The sequence below is a fragment of the Pseudomonas tremae genome (genome assembly GCF_023278125.1).
In the GTDB taxonomy this organism is placed as follows: domain Bacteria; phylum Pseudomonadota; class Gammaproteobacteria; order Pseudomonadales; family Pseudomonadaceae; genus Aquipseudomonas; species Aquipseudomonas tremae.
On sequence record NZ_CP066270.1, the window covers coordinates 3,883,360 to 3,897,708 of the forward strand.

At 55.9% G+C, this 14,349-nt stretch carries 16 protein-coding genes; 7 read left to right on the plus strand and 9 right to left on the minus strand.

Annotated features, from left to right (window positions below):
• Positions 1 to 11: 11 nt before the first annotated feature.
• A complete protein-coding gene (locus tag I9H09_RS17530) occupies positions 12 to 239 on the plus strand; it encodes a YheU family protein (protein ID WP_003314533.1) in 228 nt (75 codons plus the stop codon).
• A gap of 15 nt (positions 240 to 254) precedes the next feature.
• Here the strand turns inward: I9H09_RS17530 and csrA are convergent, their stop codons facing one another.
• The 4 genes from csrA to I9H09_RS17550 all read right to left on the minus strand — a co-directional run bounded on the left by csrA (position 255) and on the right by I9H09_RS17550 (position 2,356).
• Positions 255 to 449: a carbon storage regulator CsrA gene (gene csrA, locus I9H09_RS17535; protein ID WP_024669951.1), complete on the minus strand. Its 195-nt coding sequence runs from the start codon at positions 447 to 449 to the stop codon at positions 255 to 257.
• A gap of 168 nt (positions 450 to 617) precedes the next feature.
• Positions 618 to 950, minus strand: coding sequence for a YnfA family protein (locus I9H09_RS17540; RefSeq protein WP_054989023.1), 333 nt, complete (start codon positions 948 to 950; stop codon positions 618 to 620).
• A 108-nt stretch (positions 951 to 1,058) separates the two neighbouring features.
• On the minus strand, positions 1,059 to 1,874 hold the full coding sequence (locus I9H09_RS17545) for an SDR family oxidoreductase (protein WP_024669952.1): 816 nt from the start codon (positions 1,872 to 1,874) through the stop codon (positions 1,059 to 1,061).
• A gap of 104 nt (positions 1,875 to 1,978) precedes the next feature.
• The gene (locus I9H09_RS17550) at positions 1,979 to 2,356 is read right to left on the minus strand and encodes a DUF2784 domain-containing protein (protein ID WP_005889569.1); all 378 of its coding nucleotides are present in this window, start codon (positions 2,354 to 2,356) and stop codon (positions 1,979 to 1,981) included.
• A 316-nt stretch (positions 2,357 to 2,672) separates the two neighbouring features.
• Here I9H09_RS17550 and I9H09_RS17555 point away from each other — a divergent pair, with 316 nt between their 5' ends.
• Complete coding sequence (locus tag I9H09_RS17555; protein ID WP_002552554.1) at positions 2,673 to 2,831, plus strand: DUF3309 family protein; 159 nt, start codon at positions 2,673 to 2,675, stop codon at positions 2,829 to 2,831.
• A 111-nt stretch (positions 2,832 to 2,942) separates the two neighbouring features.
• Here I9H09_RS17555 and I9H09_RS17560 read toward each other — a convergent pair whose 3' ends face one another.
• The 3 genes from I9H09_RS17560 to I9H09_RS17570 form a co-directional block, all read right to left on the minus strand.
• Positions 2,943 to 4,601 carry a cation acetate symporter gene (locus tag I9H09_RS17560; protein ID WP_122346748.1) on the minus strand — a complete coding sequence of 553 codons (1,659 nt, stop codon included), beginning with the start codon at positions 4,599 to 4,601 and terminating at the stop codon, positions 2,943 to 2,945.
• On the minus strand, positions 4,598 to 4,909 hold the full coding sequence (locus tag I9H09_RS17565) for a DUF485 domain-containing protein (RefSeq protein ID WP_002552552.1): 312 nt from the start codon (positions 4,907 to 4,909) through the stop codon (positions 4,598 to 4,600). The genes I9H09_RS17560 and I9H09_RS17565 overlap by 4 nt, the downstream gene beginning before the upstream one ends.
• A 235-nt stretch (positions 4,910 to 5,144) precedes the next feature.
• Positions 5,145 to 5,999: a glycine betaine ABC transporter substrate-binding protein gene (locus I9H09_RS17570; RefSeq protein ID WP_005889567.1), complete on the minus strand. Its 855-nt coding sequence runs from the start codon at positions 5,997 to 5,999 to the stop codon at positions 5,145 to 5,147.
• 1,173 nt (positions 6,000 to 7,172) lie between these two features.
• On the opposite strand from I9H09_RS17570, the gene I9H09_RS17575 reads away from it, so the two are divergent.
• The 3 genes from I9H09_RS17575 (at position 7,173) to I9H09_RS17585 (ending at position 10,012) form a co-directional block, all read left to right on the plus strand.
• Entirely contained in the window at positions 7,173 to 8,471 is a 1,299-nt protein-coding gene (locus I9H09_RS17575; protein WP_005889565.1) for an alpha/beta fold hydrolase family protein, read from the plus strand.
• Complete coding sequence (locus I9H09_RS17580; RefSeq protein ID WP_005889563.1) at positions 8,464 to 9,276, plus strand: MlaA family lipoprotein; 813 nt, start codon at positions 8,464 to 8,466, stop codon at positions 9,274 to 9,276. The genes I9H09_RS17575 and I9H09_RS17580 overlap by 8 nt, the downstream gene beginning before the upstream one ends.
• A 136-nt stretch (positions 9,277 to 9,412) precedes the next feature.
• Positions 9,413 to 10,012, plus strand: coding sequence for a DcrB/PsbP domain-containing protein (locus tag I9H09_RS17585; protein WP_005889561.1), 600 nt, complete (start codon positions 9,413 to 9,415; stop codon positions 10,010 to 10,012).
• Between the two features lie 39 nt (positions 10,013 to 10,051).
• Here I9H09_RS17585 and I9H09_RS17590 read toward each other — a convergent pair whose 3' ends face one another.
• Positions 10,052 to 10,960 carry a LysR family transcriptional regulator gene (locus I9H09_RS17590; protein ID WP_053931428.1) on the minus strand — a complete coding sequence of 303 codons (909 nt, stop codon included), beginning with the start codon at positions 10,958 to 10,960 and terminating at the stop codon, positions 10,052 to 10,054.
• Positions 10,961 to 11,069: 109 nt separating this feature from the next.
• Between I9H09_RS17590 and I9H09_RS17595 the strand changes: the two genes are divergently transcribed.
• Together I9H09_RS17595 and I9H09_RS17600 are read left to right on the plus strand one after the other, a co-directional pair.
• Positions 11,070 to 12,272 (plus strand): MFS transporter, encoded by a 1,203-nt coding sequence (locus I9H09_RS17595; protein ID WP_005889558.1) that lies wholly within the window; start codon positions 11,070 to 11,072, stop codon positions 12,270 to 12,272.
• 292 nt (positions 12,273 to 12,564) lie between these two features.
• Complete coding sequence (locus tag I9H09_RS17600; protein WP_122346747.1) at positions 12,565 to 13,641, plus strand: diguanylate cyclase; 1,077 nt, start codon at positions 12,565 to 12,567, stop codon at positions 13,639 to 13,641.
• Positions 13,642 to 13,645: 4 nt separating this feature from the next.
• Here the strand turns inward: I9H09_RS17600 and I9H09_RS17605 are convergent, their stop codons facing one another.
• Positions 13,646 to 14,179, minus strand: coding sequence for a hypothetical protein (locus tag I9H09_RS17605; protein WP_122346746.1), 534 nt, complete (start codon positions 14,177 to 14,179; stop codon positions 13,646 to 13,648).
• Positions 14,180 to 14,349 lie beyond the last annotated feature (170 nt).

Genomic DNA, 14,349 nt, shown 5'->3' on the forward strand with positions numbered 1-14,349 from the left:
AGAGAAACGCCATGCTCATCCCCTACGATCAACTGGAACCTGACACCCTCACCCGCCTGATCGAAGACTTTGTCACCCGCGAGGGCACTGACAACGGCGACGAGACACCCCTGCAAACCCGCGTGCTGCGCGTGCGACATGCGCTCACCAAAGGTCAGGCGGTGATCTTTTTCGATCTCGAGAGCCAGCAATGTCAGTTGATGCTCAAGCACGATGTGCCCAAGGAGTTTTTTGAATAACCCCCAGGACGGCGGCTATTGTTGTGGCTGCAAGCCTTGCTGGGAAAGCTTGTTGGCGATTCGCTTGTAAACTTCTGCGCGATGAACCTTGATGTCCTTGGGTGCACTTATCCCCAGCCTGACCTGATTGCCGTTGATCCCCAGAATCTGCACGGTGATGTCATCACCAATTGAAAACTTCTCGCCGATTTCCCGCGTCAATACCAGCATCGTCCTGCCCTCTCATGCACAAAAGAGGCAGGTTGCACGGCACGCAGGCGGGCTTCAATGCGATGATGGCAAATCAGTAACGTCCTGCAATGTCGCCGGAATCTACTGAAGGAAATGTCTTACTTTCATGCCAAATCTGTAGGAAAAGTCCTTGGCAGCGGCAGTTTTTCAGGACGCGGACCATCGCGGCCCCAATAAAATGATCGTTGCACCCACAACACAAAACGCCAGCCCGAGCCAGTCAGTGCCGAGCGGCCTGATTCGCTCGACCAGCCCCAGCCACGCAATCGACGCCACGATATAGATCCCGCCATACGCCGCATAGGCACGTCCGGCGTATGCAGCTTCCACTCGTGTCAGCAGCAGCGCAAACACCGTCAGGCTGATCAATGCCGGGATGACCCACAAGGCACTCTTGCCCTGCCGCAGCCACAGCCAGAAGGCGTAGCAGCCGAATATCTCGAACAAGGCGGCGAGGAAGAACCACAGATAGTTGAGCATGAGAGGTTCTCGGAACAGGGCTGATAGACGCGTGCAACCCTAGCAGAAAACAACACGTTCAGGAGTTGCACACAACGCTGTGCGCTTGAGTGTAGGGAATGATCTCAGTCAGGACTTGCCCTTCTGGGCCTTGGCGCGCATCTTCGCGCACATGATGGTCATTTCTTCGTACATCGCCTGTGGCTGTTTGCGCTTCAGTTCCCAGGCCATCTGACCTTCTTCGTGGGGCAGGATCATGAATTCGCCCTGGGCAACCTGTTTGAAGATGCACTCGGCAATATCGGCAGCGGTAATGGGTGATTTTTCCAGTAGCCTGCCGATCTGCTCTTTCATCGCCGGGGTCGGCCCACGGAAGGAGTCCAGCAGGTTGGTCTGAAAGAACGACGGACAGACGACATGCACGCTGACACCCTGATCACGCAACTCGACCAGCAGGCTTTCGGAAAGCGCTACAACGCCCGCCTTGGCAACGTTGTAGTTGCTCATGGCCGGTGCCTGCATCAGCGCCGCCATCGAGGCGATGTTGATGATCTTGCCCTTGCTCGCCTGCAGCATCGGCAGGAATGCCTTGCAGCCCTTGACCACCCCCATAAGATTGATCGCGATCTGCCAGTCCCAGTCTTCCAGTGACAACTCGTTGAAGAAACCACCGGATGCCACGCCCGCGTTGTTGACGATTACGTCGATACCGCCAAAGCGCTCTTCGCACGCCTGGGCGAATGCGGTGAGCTGGCTGTAATCACGAACATCGCAGCGCTGGACGAAGCCGTCACCGCCCGCCTCGCGTACGCTCTTGAGGGTCTCCTGCAGACCGGCATCATTGATATCGGACAACGCCAGCCGCCAGCCTTCGCGTGCCCAGCGCAGTGCCATTTCACGGCCCAGCCCTGAGCCGGCGCCAGTAATCATGATGCGGTTATGCATAGCCGAATGCCTTGTGAGGTGCAGGAGTCGCTTGAGTGTAAACACAGCCGAAGCAATGTAACTCCACCATCAAGGCGCTGAATGACTGGAGCAAACCTGCGGCCTCAAGGGCGCTTGAGCCGGCTCAGGCAGCGCACAAGCAAAGCACTATAAACGGACACATTGACCAGCACGACGATACCGCCGAGCCAAAGCTGTATATCCGGCGTAAGCCCTGCGGGGTAGATCAGAGGTATCAGGTAATGCTCGACGAAACCGCCGTCATAACCCTGCTCTCCGGCACGGCTGCGCAGCGCGTTTTCCAACGGCGTCAATGGGCAATAGAGATGCAGGAATTCGACTGCAGCCCCCCACGCAATGGCCGGGATATGCAGCACCGCCAACCAGGGTCTTCTCAGCACCAGCAGACCGCCGAACAACACGAACAGAATAAAAGCCAGGTGGAATACAACCACTGCATCTGCGCCCATTCGATACACCATCTGCACCGCCTCCAGCGGGTATTCGCTTCATCGGGGCACGAAGTAGCCCGGATACCCAATCGGTTTTTTAGTTCAACTCTTTTTAAGACCGTTTAGTCTGAAAAATGGCAAATAACCCGAATATATTGTCGGAAAAAATCACACTAAGCCTATGATTTTGATGATTTTTAAAATGTGTAAGGTTTTATTTAAAATACCCCGAACCTTTCCCGAAAGAGCGCAGTCGGATACGTCAAGCTGATCTACTTCATACCCTGTGGTATGGAAAGCTGAATGGCATTTTATTTACCTGGATTTCAAAGAAGGAACTCATCCCATGGGCATCGGCACTATTCTTATCATCGTTCTGATTCTGCTGCTGGTCGGCGGTCTGCCAGTATTCCCTCACTCGCGCAGCTGGGGCTACGGTCCGTCGGGCATCATCGGTACTATCCTGGTGATCCTGCTGATTCTGGTGTTGCTCGGCAAGATATAACGGCAGCACCTGCCACAGGCAGTAAAAAAGAAACCCCGCGTTCATACGCGGGGTTTTTTATTGTCCAGGAAAAAAGCAGCCGTAAGGCTGCTTCTTTCGGACACATGCAACTTAGTGCGAAACCGCACCACTGGCACCCAGCCCAGTCTGCGAGCGGACGAATTGCGGGTAGAACAACGCGCGCTCGCCCTCTGCTGCTTTCGACTTGTCGGTGATGGAGAAGAACCAGATACCCACGAATGCGATGGCGATGGAGAACAGCGCCGGGTATTCGTAAGGGAAGATGGCTTTCTCGTGATGCAGGATCTGCACCCAGATGGTCGGACCCAACACCATCAGCACCACGGCGCTGATCAAGCCCATCCAGCCGCCGATCATGGCGCCACGCGTGGTCAGGTTTTTCCAGTACATGGAAAGCAGCAGTACAGGGAAGTTACAGCTGGCCGCGATGGAGAACGCCAGGCCCACCATGAACGCGATGTTCTGGCTTTCGAAAGCGATGCCCAGAAGTATTGCTACGACTGCCAGAGCGATGGTAGTCATCTTCGAGACACGGATTTCGTCCTTCTCGTTGGCCTTGCCAGCCTTGATCACGCTGGCATACAGGTCGTGAGACACAGCAGAAGCACCGGCCAGGGTCAAGCCGGCAACCACTGCCAGAATGGTGGCGAACGCGACTGCCGAGATGAAGCCCAGGAACAGGCTGCCGCCGACTGCATCGGCGAGGTGAACCGCCGCCATGTTGTTACCCCCCAGCAAAGCACCCGCTGCATCCTTGAACGCCGGGTTGGTGCTAACCAGCAGGATCGCGCCAAAACCGATGATGAAGGTGAGGATGTAGAAGTAGCCGATGAAGCCTGTGGCATACAGCACGGACTTGCGGGCTTCCTTGGCGTCGCTCACGGTGAAGAAGCGCATCAGAATGTGTGGCAGACCAGCCGTACCGAACATCAACGCCAGACCCAGCGAGAACGCCGAAATCGGGTCTTTCACAAGACCGCCAGGGCTCATGATCGCTTCACCTTTGGGGTGAACCTTGATGGCCTCGGAAAACAGCGTGTTGAAGTCAAAGTTGACGTGTTTCATGACCATCAGTGCCATGAACGACGCACCGGAGAGCAGCATCACCGCCTTGATGATCTGTACCCAGGTGGTGGCCAGCATGCCGCCAAACAGCACATAAAGGCACATCAGGATGCCGACCAGCACCACAGCAACGGTGTAGTCCAGACCGAACAGCAATTGAATGAGCTTGCCGGCACCGACCATCTGCGCAATCAGGTAAAACGCCACCACCACCAGCGAACCGCAGGCAGACAGAGTGCGAATCTCTTTTTGCTTGAGCCGGTAGGACGCCACGTCGGCGAAAGTGTATTTGCCCAGGTTGCGTAGGCGTTCGGCGATCAGGAACAGAATGATAGGCCAGCCGACCAGAAAGCCGATCGAGTAGATCAGACCGTCATAACCGGAGGTGTACACCAGCGCGGAAATCCCCAGAAAGGACGCTGCCGACATGTAGTCACCGGCAATCGCCAGACCATTCTGGAAACCGGTGATCTTGCCGCCAGCCGAGTAGTAGTCCGACGCAGTCTTGTTCTTTTTCGAGGCCCAGTAGGTGATGCACAATGTGAACGCGACGAACACGACGAACATGACAATCGCGGAGACATTCAGGGGTTGTTTCTGTACTGCGCCAGTCAAAGCGTCTGCCGCCCAGAGGGTCGGAGCGAATGCGGCCAGGCCAAGTGCTGCGAATAGGCGCCGGATCATTGCTGAGCCTCCTTGAGGATCGCATTGTTCAAGTCATCGAACTCGCCGTTTGCGCGACGAACATAGATGGCGGTCAGCACGAACGCGGAAAGAATCAGCCCTACGCCTATCGGCATGCCCCAGGTGATGGTTGAAGTGGGGCTTAGTTTGGCGCCCAGAATATGGGGTCCGTAAGCAATCAAAAGAATAAAGGCCGCATACAGGCCAAGCATGATCGCCGAGAGAATCCAGGCGAAACGCTCTCTTTTGGATACCAGCTCCTTGAAACGGGGGCTGTTTTGAATCGAGAGGTAAATGCTGTCGTTCATTGTTTTTGTCCTCGCAGCACAGATGAGATGTCACGTCATGCACTTTAGTCGGGTCCGGCGCGCACTCCAGACGACCTTAGTATTAGAACGACATTAGTCGTCATCGGGCCCCTGTCCACTGCTTTATCGCACCGTCAGTCAGCCGCGCATAAATTGGCGGGCGCAGGAAATGCAAAAGGCCATCTGGCGATAACGCCAGACAGCCTCGAGAGGGTTGTTGCAGAGAGCTTGTTGGTTACTTTGCGGTCCAGGCAGCAACACGATCAGGGTGCTTGGCCAACCAGTCCTTGGCAGCAGCTTCAGGTTTTGCACCTTCCTGAATCGCCAGCATGACTTCACCGATTTCGTCTTTGGATGCCCACTGGAATTTTTTCAGAAACGCAACGACGTCCGGTGCCTTCTTCTCCAGGCCCAGGCTGCCGACGCTGTCTACCGTCTCAGCAGCGCCATAGACGCCCTTCGGGTCGTCCAGGAAGCGCAGCTTCCATTTGGCGAACATCCAGTGTGGCACCCAACCGGTCACAACGATGGCTTTTTGTGCCTTCTCGGCACGGGTCAGTTCGGCGATCATGCCTGCACCCGAGCTGGCCTGCAGCTTGTAGCCATCCAGCGCGTAATCCTTGATGGCTTGATCGGTCTTGAGCATGACACCCGAGCCGGCATCGATACCGGTGATCTTCTTGTTGAAGGAAGCGTCGGTCTTGAGGTCTTCGATGCTCTTGGCTTTCACGTACTCCGGCACGATCAGGCCGATCTTGGCATCCTTGAAGTTAGGGCCGTAGTTGACGACCTGATCCTTGTACTTGGCGTAATACTCGCCGTGGGTGCCTGGCAGCCAGGCGGACAACATGACGTCCAGCTTGTCAGTGGCCACCGCCTGCCACATGATCCCCGCCGCCACGGATTGCAATTTGACTTCATACCCCAGCTTTTGCTTGATCACTTCAGAAGCCACGTAGGTGGTGGCAACGCTGTCGGACCAGCCTTCTACATAACCGATGGTCAGGGTCTTGGTTTCAGCAGTCGCCAGTGTGGAGCTGACAGCAAGTACCAGAGCGGCGCCCGCCCCCAGTATTTTTCGCATCATCATCGTCACTTCCCCGGAAGTCTGCACCGACGGTTGTCGGGCATGGTTAACGTTGTTCTCAAGACCGCGCCCACGCCCGTTTCTGGGGCACGCCGCGCCCTGCACGCTTTGATCGCCGATGTGCGTGGTAACACGCACTGCAACGCCACATTGATCATCGACCTGACGGACGAGCAGACATGCTCTGGCTGCGACACCGGGGCAACGGGAAACGACAACAGCGAGCCATCAGCGACACGCCGGCCAGAAAACGCCAGGATCCGGTCGTGGCTTTACCCATACTCATGACCACAAGTGTCAGGCCTTACAGGACAAAAGAGAGTTGGCGTCTGAAGGCACGGGGCTGGCCGCGCACCGTTCTGGCCCACGCGGTAAAAGAAACAGGATGTGTTACCGCAGGATGACAATGCCTGCGGAAACGGGTAACACGGAAACAGATTTTGCGACGCTTAGCGGGTCAGACGCCTATAACGCCAATTAAGCCTATGTTTTTTAAAGAGTTTTCAAAACTGGCACGGCTCCTGCTATATCTCCTGTACAACAAGAACAATAAATGATGCAACACCTCAATAAAAACAAGACGTAACGGCTCTGATACAACAAGAACAACACGGACAGAGACGCAGCTAACAGATTTTTTTGGAGTGGATCAGCTTTACAGGGACCTTTCAGTGAAAGGCCTCGCGATCGGACAGAGAACAATAAAACTACCTTCAGGTAGCGACGAAGCCGATGGGATCATGTGTTGTGCAGACAGATGATTAAAGCAAGTCAGCGCTCAAAAAAATACGTTTGCTCTTGACCCTGAATGGGGGTCGCGCAAGAACGCTGTAAAGGGCTTGGCCGCCAACAACAATAACAGGCCGCCCTACAACAATAAAAAGAGCACGTGAAACGCATTGGAGGAGAGCCTTGGCTCTCCTTTGTGTTTTCTGCCCTTAAACGCCCGGTTTGTCGCTGTATGCAGCGGCGTTGCCTCGCGCGAACCAAGGGGCTCCACAGCCGCGCATTCGGCTCCGCGTGAAAAATAAAGCGCCGGCCTGCATTGAAATTTCCCCAGACCGTGTATTGTTCCGTCATATTTACTCGGTTAACCGGTGGATGCGGCACTTTGGCACTACACCTTGGTCATAGCCTGCGTATCTCATCAGCACTTCTTTCCCAAGGGATTTAGTCATGCTCCGTTTTCTGCGCTTCGCTACCGTAATAGGTGGCTTGTGTTTAAGTGCGTCCGCTCTGGCGACCAATGTCGACCCCGCCACCTATGGCTACCCGCTGACTAATCCGTTTGAAGCGACCATTGCTACTACACCGCCCGATCTGCGTCCGGACTTGCCTGACGATGAAGACATCGATCAGGACGTGTATACGCTGAACCTGCACCCTGAACGCGAGTTCACACTGCCCGACAACTTCTGGGCCGTAAAAAAACTGCACTACCGTCTGGCCAAACAGGACCATGCCGCACCGCTGATCTTCCTGATCGCCGGCACGGGCGCGCCTTACAACAGCACCATCAACGAGTTTCTGAAAAAGCTCTATTACGGTGCCGGTTACCACGTTGTGCAACTGTCTTCGCCGACCAGTTATGACTTCATGACGTCGGCGTCACGCTTCGCGACCCCTGGTGTATCGTCAGACGATGCAGAAGACATTTACCGTGTCATGCAGGCTATTCGTGCCCAGCAGGCACAGTTGCCGGTGACTGACTACTACCTCACCGGTTACAGCCTGGGAGCGCTGGACGCAGCCTTTGTCAGCAAGCTGGACGAGACACGACGCAGCTTTAACTTCAAGAAAGTGCTGCTGCTCAATCCGCCGGTCAATCTTTACACCTCGATCAGCAACCTGGACAAACTGGTCCAGACCAACGTCAAGGGCATCAACAACACCACCACATTCTATGAACTGGTGTTGGCCAAGCTGACGCGCTACTTCCGCCAAAAAGGCTACATCGACCTCAATGACGCGTTGCTGTTCGACTTCCAGCAGTCCAAACAGCATCTGACCAACGAGCAGATGGCAATGTTGATCGGCACTTCATTTCGTTTCTCGTCGGCCGACATCGCTTTCACGTCTGACTTGATCAATCGTCGCGGCCTGATCACTCCGCCGAAATTCCCGATTTCCGAAGGCACCAGCCTGACGCCGTTTCTCAAGCGCGCACTGCAATGCGACTTCGACTGCTACCTGACCGAACAGGTCATCCCTATGTGGCGCGCACGCACCGACGGTGGCAGCCTGCTGCAACTGGTGGATCAGGTGAGCCTGTACGCGCTCAAGGATTACCTGCACAGCAACACCAAGATCGCTGTCATGCACAACGCTGACGACGTGATCCTGGGTTCGGGTGACCTGGGTTTCCTGCGCAAGACCTTCGGTGATCGTCTGACCGTCTATCCTTACGGCGGCCATTGCGGCAACCTTAATTACCGCGTCAACACCGACGCCATGCTGGAGTTTTTCCGTGGCTAAACGTCTTTTATTACTTGCTGCTCTGCTCTGTGCCGGCACAGTCCAGGCCGCTGACGCGGATACCAGCAACAAAGCTCAGCACCCGGCCACCGTGGCCCGCCAGATAGACGCAGACGGCTTTACTCAGCCGCTCAAGTCGCTGCAGTTCAACCCCGGGCTGGATCAGCGCGAGTTCGAGCGCGCGTCCATCAACGCGCTGGAAGTCTACGACCCGCTGGAGTCCTGGAACCGTCGGGTGTACCACTTCAACTACCGCTTCGACGAATGGGTGTTCCTGCCTGTCGTTGACGGCTACCGCTATGTCACTCCGGGCTTTGTGCGCAGCGGCGTGAGCAACTTTTTCAGTAACCTGGGCGACGTCTCCAACCTGTTGAACAGCCTGCTGCAATTCAAGGGCGAGCGTTCACTGGATACCACCGGTCGTCTGCTGCTCAATACCACCATTGGCATCGCAGGCCTCTGGGACCCGGCGACCATGATGGGGCTGCCACGCCAACCCGAAGACTTCGGTCAGACACTTGGTTTTTACGGTGTTCCTGCTGGTCCTTATCTGGTGTTGCCACTGTTCGGTCCGTCGAACCTGCGGGACACCGGTGGCATGTTGTTCGACTACACGGCTGAAAACCAGATCAACTTCCTGAACGTCGCCGAAGTCAGTAGCGACCACCCGGAAATAACCGTACTGCGCGCGGTTGATCGTCGCTACGTGACCAGCTTCCGTTATGGTCAGTTGAACTCGCCGTTCGAGTACGAAAAGGTTCGCTACGTGTATACCGAATCACGCAAATTGCAGGTCGCCGAGTAACCGATACGCGGCACAGGAACGGCCAGCCGGAGTGATCGGGCTGGTCGTTTTTTTTATGGGCACTTTTACCTGCCTGGCTACTCACACTTCTCGGGCGCCCCTGCCTCGTTCTGTTAACAGATAAAAAGGAATTTCCATGCGGTCTTCTGGTTTCAAGGCAATAGCTGTATGTGTCGCGCTGGCTGCCAGCCAGGTTGCAATCAATGTGCAAGCGGCCACCAAGGCCGAGGCTGCTGCGCCTGCAACGGCACCCGCGTCGGCAGCGCAAAAGGTTTCATTGCTGGGCGGCAAACTGGCGTTTACTGTGCCTGCAGGCTATGTAGCGGGCGACATGCCTGACATTGATGAGAAAGCCAGGGCGCAGGGTGTTTATGGAAAGATGTACACAAATGCTGCCGAAAAACGTGTATTGATTGTCACCGAAACAACGCTGCCAATGAACGTCGAGGCAAGCGATAACGACGCGGCTTTGCTTGATGGCATCACCGACGGCATCGTCGACCATCAAAGTGCAGGCTACAAGGATTTCAAGAAACTGGGCGCACGCAAGATCGTCAAGAAAAACGGCTTGGGCGTGCGGCAAGTCGACAGCTCCGCAACAATGAGCGATGCAAAGGTATTGAGCACGTCGATCATTGCTGCGTCAGGTACACGTACCGCAGTACTGAACGTGGTATCCAGTGCGAACAACCCGAAAGAACAGGCAGCACTGGTTAAAACAGTCATCGGTCAATGAATCGAGTCACGGAGGTTGAAGCCGCATTCGGTCATCGGCTCAGTCAACTCGCAGCGCATCGGACAACAGCTCGACCAGCGCCTGCACCTTGGGCAGTGACTCGCGTTTGCGCGGCCAGGCCAGATGCAGATCCAGCCCTTGCGTGGCAAGTTGCGGCAGGATCTCCACCAGTTCGCCGCGTTGCAGTTGCTCCTTGATCAACCAGGTTGCCAGTTGGGCAATGCCCCACGCCGACGTTACGGCGGCGACCTGAGCTTCACCATTGCCGATGACCAGCCGCGCTTCGACAGCCCGGGTTTCCTGCTGCCCTTGTTCATCGACAAACAGCCAGGGGCTGGTGCTGCCGTCTCCCCGACCGAACAGAATGCAGGCATGACGGGCAAGGTCCTCGAACGTTTCAGGCGTTCCGTGACGGTGCAGATACGCCGGAGCGGCGCAGAAGATCACCCGCTCGGTGCCCAGGTAACGATGCGCCAGACCCGCTGGCCAGACTTGCGGCCCACCGATGCGTACGGCCAGGTCGATCCCCTCTTCGAGAATATCCACAAAACGATCAGTGAAGGTCACGCGTGGGCGCAGTTTGTGATGCTGGCCTGTGAAGGCGAGGATCAGCGGCAGCGCATGCAGGCGGCCAAAGGTAGCAGGCAGATCGATGCGCAGCTGCCCGGCGGGCTCCATACGCTGCGCCGCCAGAGCGGTTTCGGCAGCCTCCAGCTCGGCAAGCATTCGCATGCACACAACGTGGTAAGCCGCGCCCTCCTCGGTCAGCGTCAGTCGTCGAGTAGTACGCTCGAAGAGGCGCATGCCAAGACGACTCTCAAGACGCGCCACGCTTTTGCTGACTGCAGAATTGGTCAGATTAAGCCGCTCTGCGGCTGCGGTGAAGCCGCCTGCGTTGGCAACAGCAACGAATGTTTCGATGCCTTTGAGGCGATCCGTGGACAGCATGTAAACACCCATTAATGAATCTGAGTCCACAATGTACGGAATATTTGCCAAAGATAGGAATCGATTTCTGCAATAAGCTGGCGGACTTATTTTTTGGTGGGTTTGTACCATGGCGTCTCTGGAAACTGCTGCTTCCAGCACCACGAGCGAAAGCTCGTCCGGTGCTGGCTTGTCCATCGCGATTCTGGCCTTGGCCGGCTTTGTGATTGTGACCACTGAATTTCTCATTATCGGGCTGCTGCCGTCATTGGCCCGCGATCTGGGAATCTCTATCTCGACTGCTGGCTTGCTGGTCACGCTTTTCGCCTTCACGGTGATGCTGTTCGGACCGCCGCTGACGGCCATGCTTTCACACCTGGACCGTAAGCGGACGTTTATCGTCATCCTGCTGATATTCGCAGCCTCTAACGCACTGGCGGCTGTTTCGAGCAATATCTGGGTACTGGCGCTGGCGCGATTCATTCCGGCACTGGCCCTGCCCGTGTTCTGGGGCACGGCCAGTGAGACCGCCAGCCTGCTGGCCGGACCGAAGCGTGCGGGCAAGGCAGTCGCGCAGGTGTATCTGGGGATCTCTGCAGCGATGCTGTTCGGCATTCCGCTGGGTACTGTATTTGCCGACGCAGTGGGCTGGCGCGGGGCGTTCTGGGCATTGACCCTGCTGTCCGGCTTGATGGCCGTATTGTTGGCGCTGTCAATGCCACGCCTGGAACCCACTGCTAAAGTGGGTCTTGCCGAGCAGGCAAGAATCCTCCGTGACCCACACTTCATCGCCAACCTGCTGCTGTCGATTCTATTGTTCACCGCAATGTTCGGTGCCTACACCTACCTCGCCGACACCCTGGAGCGTATCGCCGGTATCGAATCGGCTCAGGTCGGCTGGTGGCTGATGGGCTTCGGTGCCGTCGGTCTTATCGGTAACGCGCTGGGTGGCCGTTACGTGGATCGCAGCCCGCTAGGCTCTACTGTGGCGTTCGCGATACTGCTGGCACTGGGTATGACGGCCAGCGTACCTGCTGCGGGTTCTATGCCGCTGCTGGCTGTGGTGCTGGTGATATGGGGCATCGCTCACACGGCGCTGTTCCCGATCTGCCAGATACGCGTTATGAAAGCTGCGCCCAAGGCGCAGGCTCTGGCCGGAACCCTGAACGTTTCGGCAGCCAACGCCGGCATCGGGCTGGGCTCGATCATCGGCGGCCTGACCATTGAACACCTGGGTCTGGGTGCTGTTGGGTACGTGGCAGCACTTGTCGCTCTGCTGGCCATCGCTGTCGCCTGGGTAACCAAACTTCAAGTAAAAAAGGCGGCTGCGTAACGCAAGTTACTCTTCACGCATTACCGGCCAACCTGGTTGTCGACACAGCCAGATTGGCCTGATGTTCAATCGTGCATCTTCCTGCATGTTTCGTCATATTTTTGAACCGCTTTAAAGCCATATTATGTCAGTTAATTGACTCTAAAACAGTCAAGCCTCTGCAATATGCAGTTATTTGACGCTCTTCGGCAAAATACTCTTCCCATGACACTAACGAACGCTCAAACTCCTGCCTTTCGGTCACGGAGCAGGAAAGTCGGGCCGATTCAAAAGCAATGTCCGGTAAGAAACCATGAGCACATATCACCGCAGGGGACTGGCATTCGCCAAGCGGATTTATGCCCCGAGGATACTCGGTGTCAGCGTTGGCTTTTTTACTGTCGCCGTGTCTTTGTATTACGTCAATGTTGCGCACTGGGTCTGGTATCTGGCGCTGCTCAATGCATTGATGTGGCCGCATATCGCCTATCAGATCGCACGCCGCTCACATAAGCCCTATGAAGCCGAATGGCGCAATTTGGTGATCGACTCGCTGTTTGGCGGCTTCTGGATGGGTGCAATGGGCTTCAGCCTGCTGCCCGTGGTCACGATCGTCGCGATGATGGCCATGCACAACATGGCTGCCGCAGGTCCGCGCCTGATGTTCCAGGGTATATTCGCACAGGCCTTGGGGGTGCTGATCTCGCTGGCCCTGCTCAACCCGGTCGTCAACCTGCAAGGCAACATGGCGCAGATCTACGCCTGTGTACCGGTGCTGGTGATCTACCCTATCGTCATCGGCTGGCTGAGCCATCAGGTCACCCTCAAACTGTGTGAACACCGCAACATCCTGCGCAAACTGAGCCGTACCGACAGCCTGACCGGACTTCTGAATCATGGCGCCTGGAAAGACCTGCTTGATCTGGAGTTCACCAAGAGCCAGAACGCTTACCAGCATTGCGTGATTGCGCTGATTGATATCGATCATTTCAAGGTCGTCAATGACACCTATGGCCACATCATGGGCGACACGGTGTTGCAAAATATCAGTGAAGCGCTGCTCGATAACCTGCGCGATTCCGATTTGATAGGGCGCTGTGGCGGGGACGAGTTTTGCGTCATTCTGCCGGATACCAGCCTGATCCAGGCGAGGGAAACTCTCGAACGCATGCGTCAGGCCATCGACAAGATGACCCACTCACGGCATTGCGATCTCAAGGTCAGCCTCAGCATCGGCATTGCCGCCTACATGTCGGAAATGTCCGACGCAGCCTCATGGCTGCATGAGGCCGACAAGGCGCTTTACCTCGCCAAAAGCACCGGCCGCAACCGCATTGTCAGCGCCAAAGATGCCCCGCAGGAATGCCAGGTCGTCAACGCCGGAATCTGATCAGTCAGCGCTTGTTCTTGAACAGCAGTTCAAATAGAGAAGAGAAGCTTTCAACCCCCATCGCCTTCAGGAACGACTTGCGCATGTCTTCACGCAGGCTTTCCAGGGTTATTTCTTTTGGCTTTGTGGTTTTCCGAGCCGAAGCGCTTTGTTCTTGAGTGTCGCTGTCGGGTTGGCGTTTTTCCCCGGAGCCAGCCAGTCTTAATCCGGGCGGATCAACATACGTCAGGTCAGTGCCTTGATCTTGAGCCCGCTCATAAACGCTACCAGGAAAACGCCTGTCATCACGATTCAAAAAAGCGATGCTCTGGAGATTCCTTCCAAACAGTTCTTTACCTGGCATTGGTGCAGCGCGATTGGGGTCTGCCAGGCCGAAGACTCTTTGTTTGAGAAGAGCCTCGCCGCTGATGGTGACAGAAGAGCCCGAAGGTTTTACAGGGGCTGAAGAAGTAGCAGAGGCGGGCATTTTCATCGCTATTTTTTTATCAAGTTGCCGTGCTGCTATTGCCGCCTCTGTCCCAGAGCTTATCACTCGCATGGTGTTGACTCCTGATCTATTTTAGAACACATGACGATTATCGCCAGACGTCGAACTCACTCTATTGAATTAAAACCAACTGACACTTCTGGCAAGAAAAACCGCTGATGCATTTAGAAAGACAAACGCCATGCAACACTTTCCACTGCCATGTATGGAGATGCTTGACC

What these genes read in the sequence shown, in the direction of transcription:
- I9H09_RS17530 (WP_003314533.1), top strand. Translation starts at nt 12, where the DNA reads ATGCTCATCCCCTACGATCAACTGGAACCTGACACCCTCACCCGCCTG.
- csrA (WP_024669951.1), bottom strand. Translation starts at nt 449, where the DNA reads ATGCTGGTATTGACGCGGGAAATCGGCGAGAAGTTTTCAATTGGTGAT.
- I9H09_RS17540 (WP_054989023.1), bottom strand. Translation starts at nt 950, where the DNA reads ATGCTCAACTATCTGTGGTTCTTCCTCGCCGCCTTGTTCGAGATATTC.
- I9H09_RS17545 (WP_024669952.1), bottom strand. Translation starts at nt 1,874, where the DNA reads ATGCATAACCGCATCATGATTACTGGCGCCGGCTCAGGGCTGGGCCGT.
- I9H09_RS17550 (WP_005889569.1), bottom strand. Translation starts at nt 2,356, where the DNA reads ATGGTGTATCGAATGGGCGCAGATGCAGTGGTTGTATTCCACCTGGCT.
- I9H09_RS17555 (WP_002552554.1), top strand. Translation starts at nt 2,673, where the DNA reads ATGGGCATCGGCACTATTCTTATCATCGTTCTGATTCTGCTGCTGGTC.
- I9H09_RS17560 (WP_122346748.1), bottom strand. Translation starts at nt 4,601, where the DNA reads ATGATCCGGCGCCTATTCGCAGCACTTGGCCTGGCCGCATTCGCTCCG.
- I9H09_RS17565 (WP_002552552.1), bottom strand. Translation starts at nt 4,909, where the DNA reads ATGAACGACAGCATTTACCTCTCGATTCAAAACAGCCCCCGTTTCAAG.
- I9H09_RS17570 (WP_005889567.1), bottom strand. Translation starts at nt 5,999, where the DNA reads ATGATGATGCGAAAAATACTGGGGGCGGGCGCCGCTCTGGTACTTGCT.
- I9H09_RS17575 (WP_005889565.1), top strand. Translation starts at nt 7,173, where the DNA reads ATGCTCCGTTTTCTGCGCTTCGCTACCGTAATAGGTGGCTTGTGTTTA.
- I9H09_RS17585 (WP_005889561.1), top strand. Translation starts at nt 9,413, where the DNA reads ATGCGGTCTTCTGGTTTCAAGGCAATAGCTGTATGTGTCGCGCTGGCT.
- I9H09_RS17590 (WP_053931428.1), bottom strand. Translation starts at nt 10,960, where the DNA reads ATGCTGTCCACGGATCGCCTCAAAGGCATCGAAACATTCGTTGCTGTT.
- I9H09_RS17595 (WP_005889558.1), top strand. Translation starts at nt 11,070, where the DNA reads ATGGCGTCTCTGGAAACTGCTGCTTCCAGCACCACGAGCGAAAGCTCG.
- I9H09_RS17600 (WP_122346747.1), top strand. Translation starts at nt 12,565, where the DNA reads ATGAGCACATATCACCGCAGGGGACTGGCATTCGCCAAGCGGATTTAT.
- I9H09_RS17605 (WP_122346746.1), bottom strand. Translation starts at nt 14,179, where the DNA reads ATGCGAGTGATAAGCTCTGGGACAGAGGCGGCAATAGCAGCACGGCAA.